Here is a 15,977-nt window from a genome sequence, read left to right on the forward strand (position 1 = left end):
CGGGCGGCTCGAACGCGCGCCGCCGCGGCCGGCGCTCGAACCCGCGTCGCCGGCATCCGGCCCGGGACCGCTCGCCGTGCCGGATGCCGGCCGGCTTCCTAGACTGGGGGCATGGCCCGGCCCAACGCCGAGGTCGAGGCGCTGCTGCGGGAGTACGCCGACCTCATCGCGATCACCGGCAAGGGCGCGTTCAAGCAACGCGCCTATGAGCGCGCGGCCCGCGCCATCGGCGGGCACCCGACCGATGTGGCCACCCTGGACGCCAAGCGGCTGCGGGAGATCCCGGGGGTCGGCTCGTCGATCGCCGACAAGGTCGAGGAGTACCTGCGCACCGGCCGGGTCGCGGCCGTCGAGGAGCGCCGGGCGGCCGTCCCGCCGGGCGTCCGGGCGCTGCTGGACGTGCCCACGCTGGGCCCGAAGAAGGCGATGACGCTCTACCGCGAGCTGGGTGTCTCCTCGGTGGACGACCTCTCCGCCGCGCTGCGCGACGACCGGCTGGCCGAGCTGAAGGGCTTCGGCCCCAAGGCGCGGGAGAACATCGAGCACGGGATCGCCGTGCTGCGGCAGTCCAGCGGGCGGATCGCGCTGGACGCGGCGCTCGACGTGGCCGAGGAGACGGTGGCCAGGCTCGCCGAGGTGGCCGGCTGCCGGCGCTGCGCCTACGCCGGCTCGGTGCGCCGGATGAAGGAGACCATAGGCGACATCGACATCCTGGCGGCGGCCGACGACCCGGAGCCGGTGATGGCCGCGTTCCGCGCCCTGCCGCTGGTGGACGAGGTGGTGCTGCGCGGCCGGACGAAGACCACGGTGCGCACCGTGGACGGCCTGCAACTGGACCTCAGGGTGCTCGGCGAGGACTCCTGGGGGGCCGGCATGATCTACTTCACCGGCTCCAAGGCCCACAACATCCGGCTCCGGGAGATCGCGCTCCGCAAGAAGCTCAAGCTCTCCGAGTACGGGCTCTTCGACGCGAGGACCGGGCGCAAGCGCGCGGCCCGCGGCGAGGAGCAGGTGTACCGGCGGCTCGGCCTGCCGTGGATCCCGCCGACCCTGCGCGAGGACCGTGGCGAGGTGGCCGCCGCGCAGCGGGACGAGCTGCCCGAGCTGGTCACCGAGCGGGACATCCGGGGTGACCTGCACAGCCACACCGATCTCACCGACGGGGTCGCCCCGTTGACCGAGATGGTGGCCGAGGCCGCCCGGCGCGGCTACCACTACTTCGCGGTGACCGACCACGCGCCCGAGCTGCGGATGCAGCGGATGACCCTGGAGAAGGCCCGCGCCCAGCGCGAGCAGCTCCGCGAACTCGCGGGTCGGCACGGCCGGTTGAAGCTGCTGCACGGCACCGAGCTGAACATCGACCCGGCGGGGGAGGTGGACTGGCCGGCCGAGGTGCTGGCGGAGTTCGAGATCCGGGTGGCGTCCGTGCACTCCCACTTCGAGCTGGACCGCGCGGCGCAGACCCGGCGGCTCGTCAGGGCCTGCGAGAACCCGCACGTCAACATCATCGGCCACCCCACCACCCGGAAGTTCGGCCGGCGCACCGGGATCGACGTCGACCTGGACGCCGTCTTCGCCGCCTGCGCCCGCACCGGGACGGCGCTGGAGATCAACAGCCATCCCAATCGGCTGGACCTCAACGACGAGCACATCCTGCGCGCCCGCGCGCACGGCGTGCGGTTCGCCATCGACTCCGACGCGCACGCCCCCGCCCACCTGGCCCACCTGCGGTTCGGGGTGGCGCAGGCGCAGCGCGGCTGGCTCTCCCCGGACGAGGTGATCAACACCTGGACGCTGACCCGGCTGCGCCGCTTCCTGCGCAAACCGGGTGGCGGCCGCGGGAGTTGAGCCGGCGGTCGGGGAAGTCCGGCCGGCGGCCGGGAGCAGCCGGCCCGGCGGCCGGGGGAGTCCGGCCGGCGCCCGGCCCGGCCGCTCGAATGCCGCTCAGGGGGCCCGGCCGAGGTGTTCCAGGAACCAGTCCCTGGCCAGCGCCGTCACCTCGGAGAGGGTGCCGGGTTCGGTGAACAGGTGGCTGGCGCCGGGCACCACCGCCAGCCGGTGCGGGCAGAACAGCGACTGCTCGGCCTCCCGGTTCAGCTCCAGCACCCGCTCGTCGTTGCCGCCCACCACCAGCAGGGTCGGGCAGCGCACCTCGGCCAGCCGCCGGTCCGCCAGGTCGGGCCGCCCGCCCCGGGAGACCACCGCGCCCACCGGGGACGCCGGGTCGGCCGCGGCCCACAGCGCCGCCGCCGCGCCCGTGCTGGCCCCGAAGTAGCCGACCCGCAACCCGTCGTGCGGCGCGCCGTGGTCCCGCACCCAGTCGGTCGCGTGCGCCAGCCGCCCGGCGAGCAGCCCGATGTCGAACGCGTTCGCCTGGTCGGCGGCCTCCTCCTCGGTGAGCAGGTCGAAAAGGAGCGTGCCCAGGCCGGCCTGGGCGAGCGCCTCGGCCACGAAGACGTTGCGCGGGCTGTGCCGGCCGCTGCCGGAGCCGTGCGCGAAGACCACCACCCCTCGCGCCTCGGCGGGCAGCGTCAGCTCGCCGGGCAGCGACACCCCGCCGGCCGGGATGGTCACCCCCCGGGTGCCGCCCCGGCGCAGCAGCTCCACCACCTCCTCGTCGGTGGTCTGCGCGAAGTCCCGGTAGAACTGGCCCACCGCGAGGAAGTCGTCCGCCACCTCGGGGCAGACCAGCTCGTCCGCGGCGTCGCCGATCCGCCGTGCCCAGTCGGCCGGCGCGACCGGCACCGCCAGCACCACCCGCGCCGCGCCCCTGGCCCGGACCGAGCGGCAGGCGGCGCGGGCGGTGGCGCCGGTGGCGATCCCGTCGTCCACCACCACGACCGTCCGGCCGCGCACCGAGATCCTGGGCCGCTCGCCCCGGTAGGCGGCGGCCCGGCGGTCCAGCTCGGCGCGCTGGGTGGACTCGACCTCGGCCAGCCGCTCGTCGTCGACGCCGCCGCCGGCCACCACCTCGTCGTTGAGCACCCGGGCGTCGTCCTCGGCGATGGCGCCCATCGCCAGCTCGGGCTGGGCGGGCAGCCCCAGCTTGCGGACCACCGCCACGTCCAGCGGCGCGCCCAGCGCGGTGGCCACCTCGGCGGCCACCGGGACGCCGCCCCTGGGCAGCCCGAGCACCACCAGGTTCTCGCCGCGCAGCGGGGCCAGCTCCCGGGCCAGCCGCCGCCCGGCTTCCCGCCGATCAGCGAAGTGCATCCTCCGGCCACCTCCTCGGATCGGACCGGCCCCCGGTGCGGGACCGCCCGTCCCATCGAACCCCGCACCCGCCCACACCGCGCGCCGGGCGCGTGCGCCCGGGCGAGGGGCGCCCGGACGGCCGCCCGGGCGGCGGGCCCGGGGAAACGCCGAACTCCCCGCCGATGACGGGGAGTTCGGGCTGAGTTCCGGCTTGCGGGTGGGTCGGTCAGGGGGCGGTGGAGGCGAGTACGGCGGCCACCCGCTCCGCCAGCTCGGCGACCGGCACCTCGTGCTGCTCCCGGGTCGCCAGGTCCTTGACCAGCACCGCGTCCCGCCGCCACTCGTCCTCGGCGACCACCACGGCGACCCTGGCCCCCGCCTGGTCGGCCTGGGCCAGCTCCTTGCTGAGCTTGCGCGGCTCCAGCGGGGTGCTGGTGCGCACGCCGGCCTGCCGCAGCAGCCGCGCCATCCGGCGGGTCGGCGCCAGCAGGTCCTCGCCCAGCGGGATCACCACGGCGTCCGCCTGCGGACGGGCGGTCGGCAGCAGCCCGTGCACCTCGAGGAAGTCCTGGAGGGTCACGTCGCCCATGCCGAAGCCGATGCCCGGAATGCGCTGCTTGGTGAAGAGCCCGGCGAGGTCCGCGTACCGACCGCCGCCGAAGAGCGACCTGCGGTTCTCCGGGTGCTCGTCGAAGACCTCGAAGACCGTGCCGGTGTAGTACTGCAGGCCCCGCACGATGAACGGGTCGAAGGTGACCAGCTCCCCGGCCTCGCTCTTGAGCAGCTTCACCACCTGGGAGCGCTCCGCCACCTCGGCCGGCACCGCGGTGAGCACCTCGGCGCCGCTGGCCAGCGTCTCCTCCAGCAGGTCGAACTGGGAGCTGGTCAGCGACAGCTTCTCGGCGTCCTCGGCCAGCTTCTCCCGCGGGTACTTCGCCCACCGGTCGACCAGCGACGACACCTCACGCCGCCGGTCCTCGGGCACCTTGACGATGTCCCGCAGGATGCTCTCCAGCAGCACCCGGTCGCCGACCCGCAGCGCCCACATCTCCTCGGTGGCGCCCAGCGACCGCATCATGTCGTGGATCAGCTCGAACAGCTCGATCTCGCAGTTGACGCCGTCCGAGCCGAAGATGTCCACGTTGATCTGCCAGTGCTCGCGCAGCCGCCCGCGCTGCGGGCGCTCGTAGCGGTGGCAGATCACGTGGCTGTACCAGCGGGCCGGGAGGTGCAGGCTGCCGAGGTTGCGCGCGATCATCCGGGCGACCGAGGGCGTCATCTCGGGACGCAGCGCCAGCCGCCGGCCGCCGCGGTCGGTCAGCGAGTACAGCTGCTGGTTGGCGATCTCCTCACCGGACTTCGCCTCGTAGATCTCGACCGGCTCCAGAATGGGACCGTCATAGCGGCCGAATCCATAACTCTCGATCACCTCGAAGAGCGGATGGAAGAACTGCTGCCGCACGGACATCTGCTCCGGCAGGAGATCTCGGGTACCGCGATACGGGGTAGTCGCGAGCAGTTCCGTCACCACGCGATCCTTCCAGGGTAAGAGTAGAAGTGCACGGTAGCAGACGGCGGTGCCGGCCATGAAGTCGCTCGGTGCGCGGACCGGAACGGCGGCGGGCCGGCCGCTGGGCCCGTCTCGGCCCGTGGACGGCGCCACCGGCGGCCGGCCGGCGGGGTGACCCGGGTAATGCCCGAATCGATTGTTCGAGGAAATGGGCGGGCGGAATCGCGCGCCGCCGGAAAGCGGATAGGCGGCGGCGGGAACGGAATGCGCGGAAACCACTCCGGGTGCTAATTCGTCGGCATTATGGGGCGTCCGGTTCCGGCCACCGGCATTCCTCGTGTTTCCGGTGACAAGGCGGGCGCCGGGGCAACGCGCCCGCCGGCGCTCAGCCGCCCGCCGCCTCCCCGTTCCCGTCGTTCATCGTGTCCTCGTGCGGCCGCTCGGCGGCCAGGCCCAGGGCGCGCAGGAACTCGGTGACCGCCGCCGCCAGCTCGGTGGGCGCGTCGTCGTGCACCCAGTGGCCGGCGCCCGGGAAGTCCACCCGGGTGGTGCCGGGGCGCTCGGCCACCATCCGGTTGGCCAGGGCGGCGGGCAGCAGCGTCGACTCGGTGCCGCGCAGCAGCAGCGCCGGGCAGCGCGAGCCGCGCCAGTCCGCCGACCAGTCGCCCACCCCGCCCGCCTGGACGGCCATCATCACGTCCCAGTCGAAGAGGAGGCGCCAGCCGTCCTCGGCCGGCACCGCGCTGCGCAGGAAGTAGCCGGCGTCCGGCACGCCCCTGGCCCTGATCAGGTCGCCCAGCTCGGCGCGGGTGGGCGCGGAGCGCGGCCAGCCCCGGACGTCGAGCGTCGGGTGCGCCACCTCGGGGCTCCGCATCACGGGGCCCACGTCCTCGACGATCAGCGCGGAGACCAACTCGGGCTGCCGAGCGGCCAGTTGGTAGGCGGTGATGCCGCCGAGCGAGTGTCCGAGTAGCACCACGGGGCCGGCGTCCAGGGCTCGCACCAGGGCCGCCGCGTCCGCGACGAACGCCGCCCGGCCGTAGCCGTCGGAGACCGGCTCGCTCCAGCCGTGGCCGCGCTGGTCGGGGGCGACCAGCCGGACCAGCCCGGCCAGGTCCCGGGCCAGCCGCTCGAAGACCGCGCCCCGGCCGAAGGTGCCGTGCAGGGCGACCAGCACCGGCAGCCCCGGCGCGCCGCCCGAGTCCAGCACCGGCACCCGGCGGCCCTCGACGACCACCATGCCCGACCCGGCGACCAGATCCATCCCGATACCCCTCCCGCCCTCGCTCCCACGGTAGCCGCCCCCCGCGGCCCCGGCAGCCGACTTTCGCGGACGGCCGGAGGACGGGACGGCGAACGGCCGGCGAAACGGTCGGGGCACGGCGCCCGCGCGGCCGGGCCGACCGGGCCGGCAGGTGACGCCCGGTCAACACTCCCGTGAACGACGGCTTTCGGCGCGCCCGTTGGCTACCCTCGACCTCGGTCCACCCGGTTCGCCGACCGGTCCCTCGCCCCCGGAGCCCGCACGTGCCCCTCTTCCGCAGCGCCCCGCGCCGCCCGCCCGACCCGGGCCGGCGCGACCGGCCCATCGAGGTGCTCGGGGTGGTGCGCAACCTGACGTCGGCCACCCGGCTGCTGGACGTGCTGCCGCTGCTCCGCGCCGAGGACGGGGTCAGCGTCTTCTTCACGGTCAACCCGGGCTCCACCTTCGACGGCGGGCTCGCCGAGTACCTCGCCCGGCAGCGCGGCACGGTGCTGTCCTGGCGGGAGGCCACCCGGCGCCGGTTCGACCTGGTGGTGGCGTGCGCGATCAACAGCTCGATGCGGCGGCTGAGCCGGCCGCTGGTGGTGCTGCCGCACGGCGCCGGCTACAACCGGCTGACCCGCCGCTCCACCGGGGACGCCACCTCGGCGGCCGGCCTCTCGCCGCGCGAACTGCTGCACCGGGGCCGGGTGGTGCCCGACGTGATCGGCCTCTCGCACCGGGAGCAGCTGGCCCGGCTGGCCGTCAGCTGCCCGCCCGCGCTGCCGCGCGCCCGGGTGGTGGGGGACCCCTGCTTCGACCGGATGCGCGCCAACATCGGCTGGCGCGACCACTTCCGCGAGCTGTTCGGCGCGGTCGGCGGCCGCCGGCTGGTGCTGCTCAACTCCACCTGGGGACCGCACTCGTTGTTCCGCCGGCATCCGGAGCTGCCGTTGCGGCTGGTGCGCGCGCTGCCGGTGGACGAGTACGTGGTGGCGGTGGTGCTGCACCCCAACATCTGGTCCGAGGACACCGTGTTCGGGGTACAGCGCCGGCTCCGCGCCGGCCAGGACGCCGGGTTGCGGCTGGTCACCCCCGAACGGGGCTGGCAGGCCGGGCTGATCGCGGCCGACCTGGTCGTCGGCGACACCGGCTCGGTCTCGTTCTACGGCGCCGGCCTGGCCCGGGCCACGCTGCTGGCGGCCAGCGGGGAGGCCGAGTTGGACCCGCGTTCCCCGATGCACGCCTTCGGCGCCGGCGCGCCCCGGCTGGACCCGGACGGTGACCTGCTGGCCCAACTCCGGGCCGCCGAACGGGACCACCGGCCGGAGCGGCTCGGCGCGGTCACCGAGCAGGCGCTGGGCGTGCCCGACCAGTCGGCGGAGCTGCTCCAGGAGCTCTTCCACGAGCTGCTCGGCGAGCGGGCCCGCCCGCCGAGCGAGGCGCCGCGCCCGGACCGCTACCCGGACCCCACGCCGGTGACCGGCCACGGGCCGACCGCCTTCGACGTGGTCGGCGGCCTGGCGAACGGCGCGATCCGGCTGGCCCGCTACCCGCTGGACCCGACGCGGCCGGGCGCGCGCGGCTTCCTCGCGGTCACCGCCGAGGAGGGCGCCGGCACGGCGGTGGCGCAGACCGCCGAGGTGGCGGTCCGCCGCCAGCCGCGCGGCGAACTGCCGCCGGAGCGCTGGCTGGAGCGGCGGTTCGCCGACCAGCCGTGGCTGTCGGTCGCGGTGGCGGCGCTGGGCGACGACCGACACCTGCTGCGGCTGCGGAACGGCACCCTGCTCCAGGCCACGGCGGCCCGCGCCTGGGGGATGCCGGCGCCCGGACTCGACCCGCTGGTGCTGGGGGCGGCCGTGCAACTCAGCCTGACGGAGGGCAGGTTGCCGCAGGACTGGCCGGACGGGCTGCCGATCGAGGCCGGCTGGGCCCGCACCCTGGTGCACTTCCACGGCCGGTCGCCGGCCACGGCGGCGGACTGAGCCGGACCGCCGGCCGGGGAACGCCGCCGGGTGGCCCGCCGGCTTGCGGGCGAGGCCGTGATCGGTGGCCGGCGGCGCCGGGGCGCCATCGGGGCGGGGGAGAACCGTCGCACACCCCGCCGTGGGCGGCGCAGGCGCCGCGCGGCACCGCCGGGCCGTGGCGTGCCGCCGTCCCCGACCGGCCGCCGCCGCCGGCCGGGGCCCGGCGCGCGGTGGAGTGGTCACGGGCCTGATCACCGGGCGGCAGGCGGACGGCGAGGACGGCGCGAGCCGTCCGGTGCGCCACGTGGCGGTGGTCGAGTTCGGCCGGGGTCCGGCTGGGCGGGCGGCAGCGCACGGTCTGCGCCGGGCGCGGGTCCGCCCTGCCGCGCCGGCGGTCCCGGCGCTGAGCTGACCGTGCCGGCTCGCCCCACCGCCGGCGGCAGGGCGGTTCCGGCGCTGAGCCGAGCGTGGCCGGCGTCACGCCGTGTTGACGGCGATCATGAAGGACACGATCGCAAACCCCACATAGGCGGCCCGCTGTACGGCGAAGGCCGCCTCGGACGGTTCGTTCTGCTCCGGGTTCCGGTAGGACCAGGCCTTCAGCCACCACCAGAGCCGGCGTGGTCCGATGACGGCGGCGAGGAGGAACCCCGCGCTGACCACTCCCATGATGACGCCCACGCTGATCCCCTCACCCCTCGGCACGTTGCACGCGCAATGGTCCGGGTTCAGCATAGGCCGCGCCGCCACCGCGCCGGGAGGGGCGGGCCGGCCCCGAACGTCAGGGACCCGTCAGGGCTCGCGCGGCGCGCCGGTGCGGCGTCGGACGGCCGCCAGCCGCTCGGCGAGCCGGGCGGCCGTCGCCCGGTCCCGGCCCTCGGCCTGGGCCACCAGGGCGGCCAGCGCCGCCTCGGCCTTCGACCACAGGCCCAGGCGCTCCGCCAGCGTGGCCGCCTCCTCCAGCACCGCGCAGGACGCGGTCTGGTGCCCCAGATCACGTAGCGCCAGGCCGCGCACCAGGCCGATCCTGGCGTGCAGCGCGGCGTGCTCCGCGCCGGGGACCAGCGCGGCGGCGGCGTCCAGCTCGGCGAGCGCCTCCGCCGGCCGGCCGAACCGGCGGAGCGTGTCGGCGAGTTGGTAGCCCTGGAGGGCGACACCCCGGTCGTCGCCGGCGTTCGCCGCCCTGGCCGCGGTGAACTGCTCGACGGCCTCGGTGAACCGGCCGGTGTCCCGGGCGACCAGCGCCCTGGTCTCGTGGATCACCCCGCGCAGCTGCGGCTGTGCCACCACGGGCAGCAGCGCCACGGCCGGCTCCAGCGCCGCGTCAGCCGCCGCGTGGTCCCCCAGCTCCAGGTAGGCCCGGGCCAGTTGGTTGCGCATCCGCAGCTCGGCGTCGGGCCGCTCGTCCCAGCCGGCCGCCTCGATGCCGGCCAGGTGGGAGGCGATCCAGTCGGTGTACGGCTTGCGGCTGTGGAAGAACGCCCACAGCGCCTGGCAGCCGCGCCAGACGGCCTCGTGCCAGCCGTGTGCCCGGGCCGCGTCCAACAGCGCGAGCACCGTGCCCAGTTCGCGCTCCAGCCAGTCCAGTGCCGCGGCCGGCGAGTCCAGTGCCGGCAGGACGGCCGGGGCGGCGGGCGCGGCGGTGGCCCCGCGCCCGGCCAGCCGCAGCCGCTCGCCCAGCACCGCCCGGTCCACCCGCTCGCAGGCCGCCACGGCGAACCCGACGGCCGCCCGCAGCGCCGCCTCCCGGTCGGCCGCCGGCACCTCGGCGACCAGCCGGTCGGCGTGCTCGGCCACCTCGCCGGGCACCGCGTAGTGCCCGGGGGCGGTCTGCTGCACCAGGCCGGCGGCCCGCAGCGCCGCCAGGCCGGCCGGCGCGTCCGCGACGCCGAGCGCCAGGGCCAACTCGCCGGGGAACGTCGTGCCCGGCAACCCACAGAGCCGCGCCAGCAGTTGACGCCGCGAGCCGGGCAGCGCGCGGTACACCGCCTCCCACGCCGCCTCGGCGGCCGGCCGGTGCTGGCTCCGGGCGGTGGCCAGCTCGGCGACCACCCGGTGCACGCTGGCCCCGGTCTCGTCGAGCAGCTGCTCGCCGACGGCCCGCAGCCGCACCGGGCGGCCCTCGCAGAGCCGCACCAGCTCGGTGAGGGCGGCGTCGCCGACCTCGCTCTCGTCCAGCCAGGAGCGGATCAGCGCCCGCCCGGCCGCCGCGTCCAGCGGGTCGAGCGGCAGCGGGCGCGCCCCGTCCATCCGCAGCTGGCGCAGCGGGCGGCGGCTGGTGACCAGCACCATGCCGTGGCGCGGCAGCAGCGCCCGCACCTCGGCGGCCTGCTCCGCGTGGTCGATCACCAACAGCAGCCGCCGCCCGGCGGTGGCCGACCGGTAGGCGGCGGTCCGCTCGGCCGGGGAGGCGCCGATCGCGGCCGGGTCCGCGCCCAGCTCCCGGGCGAAGCCGGCCGCGATCGTGCCCAGATCGACGCCGCCGCCGGCCCGCCGCCACCCCACCAGGTCGACGTAGAGCGTGCCGCCGGGGAAGTGCTCCTGCCGGCGGTGGCCCCACTCGTGCAGCAGCGCCGACTTGCCGATGCCGCCGTCCCCGGAGACGGTCAGCAGGCACAGGTCCCGGTCGCCGTGCTCCCACCGGGACAACTCGACGTCCAGCGCTTCGAGTTGCCCGGCCCGGTTGACGAACTGCGGGGGCCGGATGGGCAGCAGCCGGGGGACGGGCGAAGGCGGCGTCGGCGCCGCGAAGTTGACCGTCCCCGCGTGCCCGAACTGCACTAACGGTCCCGAAACCGACGAGCCGGACACGCTGTTGTGTCCCGCCCCGGTCCCGGCCCCGGTCCCGTCCCCACTCATCTCTCTCGCCTTCTTCCGGCCGACCCCACGATGGGCCTCCAGGGTGCCAGCCTTCCCGGCCCCCTGGGTGTCAGTCGGCCGGATCGACCTGCACGGACAGGTCGTTGTCGAGCGTGTGGTACGGCCAGAAGGTGAAGCCGCGCACCACCGACGAGGGGTAGACGAAGACCGTTTTGCGGTCCGCCACGTCGTCCAGCAGTCGACTCACCCGCACCGGCGCGGCGTCCGTCGCCGGCCGGACGAAGACGTTCCACACCGCGGAGGCGCCCGGCTCGGTGGGCAGGTCCCGGTAGTCGGCGGTGAACCGGAAGGCGCCGTCCTCGCCCACCGTCAGCTCGCTCTCCCTGGCCACGCCCCCCTTGCCCCGGCGGCGCAGCAGGGCCGCCGCGCCGGGGCCGAACTCGGCCCCCACCAGCCGCCCGTGCACCGTCAGCTGGTGCTCGGCCGGGTCCAGCCTGCTGATCTCGGCGTGACCGGCGCGCTGCCAGGCCCGGACCGCCAGGAAGCCGTCCTTGGTGGCGTACGGCAGCCGCACCCGCAGCGTCCCGCCGTCGAGCAGTGGCTCCACCGGCGCGGTCGGCGCGAGCAGCCGCAGGTCCCGCACCCCGGGCAGCACCCGGCGCCGCGGCTGGTCCGCCTCCGGCAGCAGGTAGGCGTCCCAACGGCCCTCGGTGAGGCGGGGGTTGTCGCCCAGCTCGGCCCGCCAGCGGCCGGGTGCCTCCGGTTCGGCGAGCAGCTCGACGGCGTGTCCGGTGGTCTCCTCCTCGCCCTTCTTCGGCCGCAGCCGCAGCAGCAGCTGGGGCGCGACCGCGTCCGGCAGGTCCACCTCGAAGACCAGCCGGCCGGCCGCGTCGACCCGGCAGTCCACCCGCGGCGCCTCCTCGTTGGTCCGCTGGCTCATCGGTTACCCCTTCGCACGGTGCGCATGGTGGAGACGGCGGCGGCGAACGCGGCGTCCCGGATCAGATGGCCCCGGCTGATCGCCCGGGCGCCCAGCCTGACCCGCAGCGGCGGCCGGACCCGGCCGGCGGCCTTGGCCGCGTGCAGCTCGGTGAAGAGCGCCTCGGCCTGCTCGATGATCGGCACCGGGTCGTAGCGGGCCGAGTTGGCCAGCGCCGCCCGGCTCATCGAGCGGCGCAGCTCGTCGTCCTGGATCAGGTCCAACAGCGCCTGGCTGAGCGCCTGTTGGTCGCCAACCGGGACCAGCCGGCCGTCCTCGCCCGGGGTGATGATCTCGCCGGGCCCGTAGGGGCAGTCGGTGCTGACCACCGGCAGCCCGCAGCGCATCGCCTCCACCAGGGTCATGCCGAACGGCTCGAAGCTCGAAGTGGAGGCGCCGATCGACGCCTTGACCCACTCGGCCTCCATGGCGCGCGCGGCCCCCATCAGGAAGACGTTGTTGTACAGGCCCAGTTCGTTGATCAGAGCGCGCAGCCGCTCGCCCTCCTCGCCCCGGCCGTAGATCCGCAGCTGCCAGTCGGGCCGCTCGGCCGCGACCCGGGCGAAGGACCGGATCAGCAGGTCGTACCGCTTGACCCGGACCAGCCGGCCGGCGGCCACCACGATCTTCGCCGAGCTGTCGGCCGGCGGCAGGGCGGGCGGCGGCACGCTGTTGGGCAGCGCCTCGATCCGCACCCCGGGCAGCCGCATCTTCCGCCGGTAGGCGTCCGCGTCCGCCTGGGTCACGGTGGTCAGCGCGTCCAGCCGCGGGTACACCCGGCGCAGCTCGTTCCGCAGCCCGGGCGGGTGGTTGTCCAGCGTCAGGTGCTCCTGGCCGACGAGCACCGCGCGGCGCGGCCCCTGGAGCGCCAGGTGCACGTTGAGCCCCGGCCGGGTGCCGATCACCACGTCGGACTCCAGGCCGGCCAGGCAGTTGGCGATCCGCTCGTCGGTGAGGGCGCTGTACTGGTCGAAGCGGTACTCGGCGGCCGGGAAGATCTTGGGCGGACGTCTGTGGCGAGGGTCGTCGCGTTCGGTGCGCAGGTCCACCAGGGCGCGCATCCGCACCCGCGGGTCCAGCGAGAAGTTGGGCTCCTCGCGGTGGCGGAGGATGGAGATGATCTCCACGTCATGGCGCGGGGCGAGGGCCTGGGCCAGGTTGAACGTCGTCCTGATCGTGCCCCCGATCCCGTACGCGTTGTGCAGCAGGAACGAGATCCTCATGCCGGTAAGACCTCCTGGGAAGGCGACTCGGTTGCCGGAGACCGGGTGACGCTGGTCACGGCCCGCGGGCGCGGCGGACGGCTCGCCGCGGGTGCGCGCCAGCGAAGACAACAACGACCGCCCCGGCCCGAGGATGCGCCGCGTGTTGACGTACCGTGCCCGCACGATGACCGAACGTCAGGGATGTCGGTCGGTCAGGGCAGCGCGCCCCAGCGCCAGTCGGCGACCTCGGGCAGGTCGGCGCCGTGCTCGGTCACCCAACGCCCGTGCCGGTAGCGGACCTCGGCCATCCGCTGCCGCAGCCGCGCGGCCCGCACGTCCAGCCCCGGCACCCGGTCGATGACGTCCATCACCAGCCGGTACCGGTCCAGGTCGTTGCGGACCACCATGTCGAACGGGGTGGTCGTCGACCCCTCCTCCAGGTAGCCGCGGACGTGCAGCTGCGGGTGGTTGTCCCGGTGGTAGGTCAGCCGGTGGATCAGCCACGGATAGCCGTGGTACGCGAAGACCACCGGCCGGTCGCGGGTGAAGAGCGCGTGGTAGTCGCGGTCCGACAGGCCGTGCGGATGGTCCTCCGGCGCCATCAGCCGGGCGATGTCCACCACGTTGACCACCCGGACCGCCAGCTCCGGCAGGTGCCGGCGCAGCAGGTCGGCGGCGGCCAGCACCTCCTGGGTCGGCACGTCCCCGGCGCAGGCCAGCACCACGTCCGGCTCGCCGGACCCGCCGGCGCCGTTCTCCGTGCCGGCCCACTCCCAGATGCCAGCGCCGGCCGCGCAGTGTGCCCGGGCCGCGTCCAGGTCCAGCCAGTCGAAGCAGGGCTGCTTCCCGGCCACCACCACGTTGACGTAGTCCCGGCTGCGCAGCACGTGGTCGGCGACCGCCAGCAGGGTGTTGCTGTCCGGCGGCAGGTAGACCCGCACCACCTCGGGCGCCTTGTTCAGCAACTGGTCCACGAAGCCCGGGTCCTGGTGCGAGAACCCGTTGTGGTCCTGCCGCCACACGTGCGAGGTCAGCAGGTAGTTGAGCGAGGCGATCGGCCGCCGCCACGGCAGCCGGCGGGCGGTCCGCAGCCACTTCACGTGCTGGCCGGCCATCGACCCCACGATGTGCGCGAACGCCTCGTAGCTGGAGAACAGGCCGTGCCGGCCGGTCAGCAGGTAGCCCTCCAGCCAGCCCTGGCAGAGGTGCTCGGAGAGCACCTCCATCACCCGCCCCTCGTGCGCCAGATGCTCGTCCACCGGCAGGATCGCCGTCTGCCAGACCTTGTCCGTCGCCTGGTAGACGGCCTGCAGCCGGTTGGAGGCCGTCTCGTCCGGGCCGACCAGCCGGAAGTCGCGGCGCTCCGCGGTGGCCGCCATCACCCGGGCCAGCAGCCCGCCCAGCACCCGGGTCGGCTCGTGGCTGCCCGCGCCGGGCGCCGTCACCTCCACCGCGCACTCCGCCAGCGGCGGCAGCGGCAGCTCGCGCAGCAGGAGCCCGCCGTTGGCGTGCGGGTTGGCGCCCAGCCGGCGTTCCCCGGTCGGCAGCCCGGCCAGCACCGCGGCGGTCGGCCGGCCCGCCTCGTCGAACAGCTCCGCCGGCCGGTAGGACCGCAGCCACTCCGTCAACTGCCGCAGGTGCGCCGGGTTTCCGCGCGGGTCGGCCAGCGGGATCTGGTGCGCCCGCCAGGTCCCCTCGACCGGCAGGCCGTCCACCTCGGCCGGCCCGGTGAACCCCTTCGGGGTGCGCAGCACGATCATCGGCCAGCGCGGCCTGGCCCGCACGCCCTGCTCCCGCGCCGCCCACCGCAGATCCGCGATCCGGTCCAGCGCCGTGTCGAGGGCCGCCGCCAACTCCCGGTGCACCTCGGCCGGTTGGTCACCGCCCACGTAGAGCGGGTCATGGCCGTAGCCGCGCAGCAGCTGGTCCAGCTCCGGCTCCGGAATCCGGGCCAGCAGCGCCGGGTTGGCGATCTTGTAGCCGTTGAGGTGCAGGATCGGCAGCACCGTGCCGTCGTGTACCGGGTCCAGGAACTTGTTGGCGTGCCAGGACGCGGCCAGCGGCCCGGTCTCGGCTTCCCCGTCGCCGATCACACACGCCACCAGGAGGTCCGGGTTGTCGCAGGCGGCGCCGTAGGCGTGCGCCAGTGAGTAGCCCAGTTCGCCGCCCTCGTGGATCGATCCGGGCGTCTGCGGCGCCACGTGGCTGGGCACCCCGCCCGGGAACGAGAACTGCCGGAACAGCCGGGCCATCCCGGCCGCGTCGCGGGTCACGTCCGGATAGGTGTCGGTGTAGCTGCCGTCCAGCCAGGCGTTGGCCAGCGGCGCCGGGCCGCCGTGCCCGGGCCCCCACACGCAGAGCGCGTCCAGGTCCCGTTCCACGATCGCCCGGTTCAGGTGGGCGTGCACCAGGTTCAGGCCGGGCGTGGTGCCCCAGTGGCCGAGCAGCCGCGGCTTGATGTGCTCCCGGCGTAGCGGCTCGGTCAGCAGCGGGTTGGCCAACAGGTAGATCTGGCCGACGGACAGGTAGTTGGCGGCCCGCCACTGGGCGTCCAGCGCCGCCAGGGTCGCCTCGTCCGGCACGCTGACCGGCGCGTGCCCCTCGGCGGGCGCCGCCCGCCGGCCACCGCGGGCGGTGGTCATCTGGACCTGGCCCGGCGGGTCGCCCGGCGGTTCGCCGACCGGACCGCGTCCAGCAGCTCCGCCCGGTTCATCCGGGACCGGCCGGGCACGTCCAGGCGCCGCGCCAGCCGGTACAGGTGCGCCTTGGTGTCGTGTTCGTCCACGCCTCCCGCGCTGGGCCCGCCGACCTGCCGGGGCCGCGCCGAGCGCGGGTCGGACGGGCCCTTCCGGCCGTGTTCCTTCCGCTCCCAGTGGTCGCCGACCTTCTCGTGGGTGTGCTTCAGCGCGCCGTAGGCGACCCGGTGGGCGCGCTGACCCTCGCCGTACTCCCGCACCGCGTTGTCATGCGCCTTGATCCAGGTGCGCTGGGCGCCGGCGGGGGAGCGCTCCAGCGTGGCCGGCAGTTCCTTCCGACCTGGCATGCGTCATCACCTCCT

Annotated in this window: 11 protein-coding genes; 2 read left to right on the plus strand and 9 right to left on the minus strand. The window is 75.4% G+C overall.

Annotated elements, in window-relative coordinates; translation table 11 throughout:
- Window positions 1-111 precede the first annotated feature (111 nt).
- Window positions 112-1,848 carry a DNA polymerase/3'-5' exonuclease PolX gene (gene polX / locus RM844_RS05130; RefSeq protein WP_311665195.1) on the plus strand — a complete coding sequence of 579 codons (1,737 nt, stop codon included), beginning with the start codon at window positions 112-114 and terminating at the stop codon, window positions 1,846-1,848.
- Between the two features lie 96 nt (window positions 1,849-1,944).
- Here the strand turns inward: polX and RM844_RS05135 are convergent, their stop codons facing one another.
- From RM844_RS05135 to RM844_RS05145, 3 genes are all read right to left on the minus strand, one after another.
- The gene (locus RM844_RS05135; RefSeq protein WP_311665196.1) at window positions 1,945-3,213 is read right to left on the minus strand and encodes a phosphoribosyltransferase family protein; all 1,269 of its coding nucleotides are present in this window, start codon (window positions 3,211-3,213) and stop codon (window positions 1,945-1,947) included.
- 208 nt (window positions 3,214-3,421) lie between these two features.
- Window positions 3,422-4,723, minus strand: a complete 1,302-nt coding sequence (gene hisS / locus RM844_RS05140; protein ID WP_311665198.1) for a histidine--tRNA ligase — start codon at window positions 4,721-4,723, stop codon at window positions 3,422-3,424.
- Window positions 4,724-5,090: 367 nt separating this feature from the next.
- Window positions 5,091-5,969 carry an alpha/beta fold hydrolase gene (locus RM844_RS05145; RefSeq protein ID WP_311665200.1) on the minus strand — a complete coding sequence of 293 codons (879 nt, stop codon included), beginning with the start codon at window positions 5,967-5,969 and terminating at the stop codon, window positions 5,091-5,093.
- A 263-nt stretch (window positions 5,970-6,232) separates the two neighbouring features.
- Between RM844_RS05145 and RM844_RS05150 the strand changes: the two genes are divergently transcribed.
- Window positions 6,233-7,933: a hypothetical protein gene (locus RM844_RS05150; RefSeq protein ID WP_311665202.1), complete on the plus strand. Its 1,701-nt coding sequence runs from the start codon at window positions 6,233-6,235 to the stop codon at window positions 7,931-7,933.
- 459 nt (window positions 7,934-8,392) lie between these two features.
- Here RM844_RS05150 and RM844_RS05155 read toward each other — a convergent pair whose 3' ends face one another.
- The 6 genes from RM844_RS05155 to RM844_RS05180 form a co-directional block, all read right to left on the minus strand.
- Window positions 8,393-8,620 (minus strand): hypothetical protein, encoded by a 228-nt coding sequence (locus RM844_RS05155; RefSeq protein ID WP_311665204.1) that lies wholly within the window; start codon window positions 8,618-8,620, stop codon window positions 8,393-8,395.
- A gap of 87 nt (window positions 8,621-8,707) precedes the next feature.
- Window positions 8,708-10,696 (minus strand): hypothetical protein, encoded by a 1,989-nt coding sequence (locus RM844_RS05160; RefSeq protein WP_311665206.1) that lies wholly within the window; start codon window positions 10,694-10,696, stop codon window positions 8,708-8,710.
- 148 nt (window positions 10,697-10,844) lie between these two features.
- Window positions 10,845-11,675 carry a transferase gene (locus RM844_RS05165; RefSeq protein ID WP_311665208.1) on the minus strand — a complete coding sequence of 277 codons (831 nt, stop codon included), beginning with the start codon at window positions 11,673-11,675 and terminating at the stop codon, window positions 10,845-10,847.
- A complete protein-coding gene (locus RM844_RS05170) occupies window positions 11,672-12,937 on the minus strand; it encodes a glycosyltransferase family 4 protein (RefSeq protein ID WP_311665210.1) in 1,266 nt (421 codons plus the stop codon). The genes RM844_RS05165 and RM844_RS05170 overlap by 4 nt, the downstream gene beginning before the upstream one ends.
- Window positions 12,938-13,131: 194 nt before the next feature.
- Window positions 13,132-15,561: a phosphoketolase family protein gene (locus RM844_RS05175; RefSeq protein WP_311665212.1), complete on the minus strand. Its 2,430-nt coding sequence runs from the start codon at window positions 15,559-15,561 to the stop codon at window positions 13,132-13,134.
- Window positions 15,558-15,962, minus strand: a complete 405-nt coding sequence (locus tag RM844_RS05180) for a ChaB family protein (protein WP_311665214.1) — start codon at window positions 15,960-15,962, stop codon at window positions 15,558-15,560. Before RM844_RS05180 ends, RM844_RS05175 begins: the two co-directional genes overlap by 4 nt.
- Window positions 15,963-15,977: the final 15 nt, after the last annotated feature.

This window comes from Streptomyces chisholmiae, assembly GCF_031845445.1.
GTDB classification, from domain to species: domain Bacteria; phylum Actinomycetota; class Actinomycetes; order Streptomycetales; family Streptomycetaceae; genus Streptomyces; species Streptomyces chisholmiae.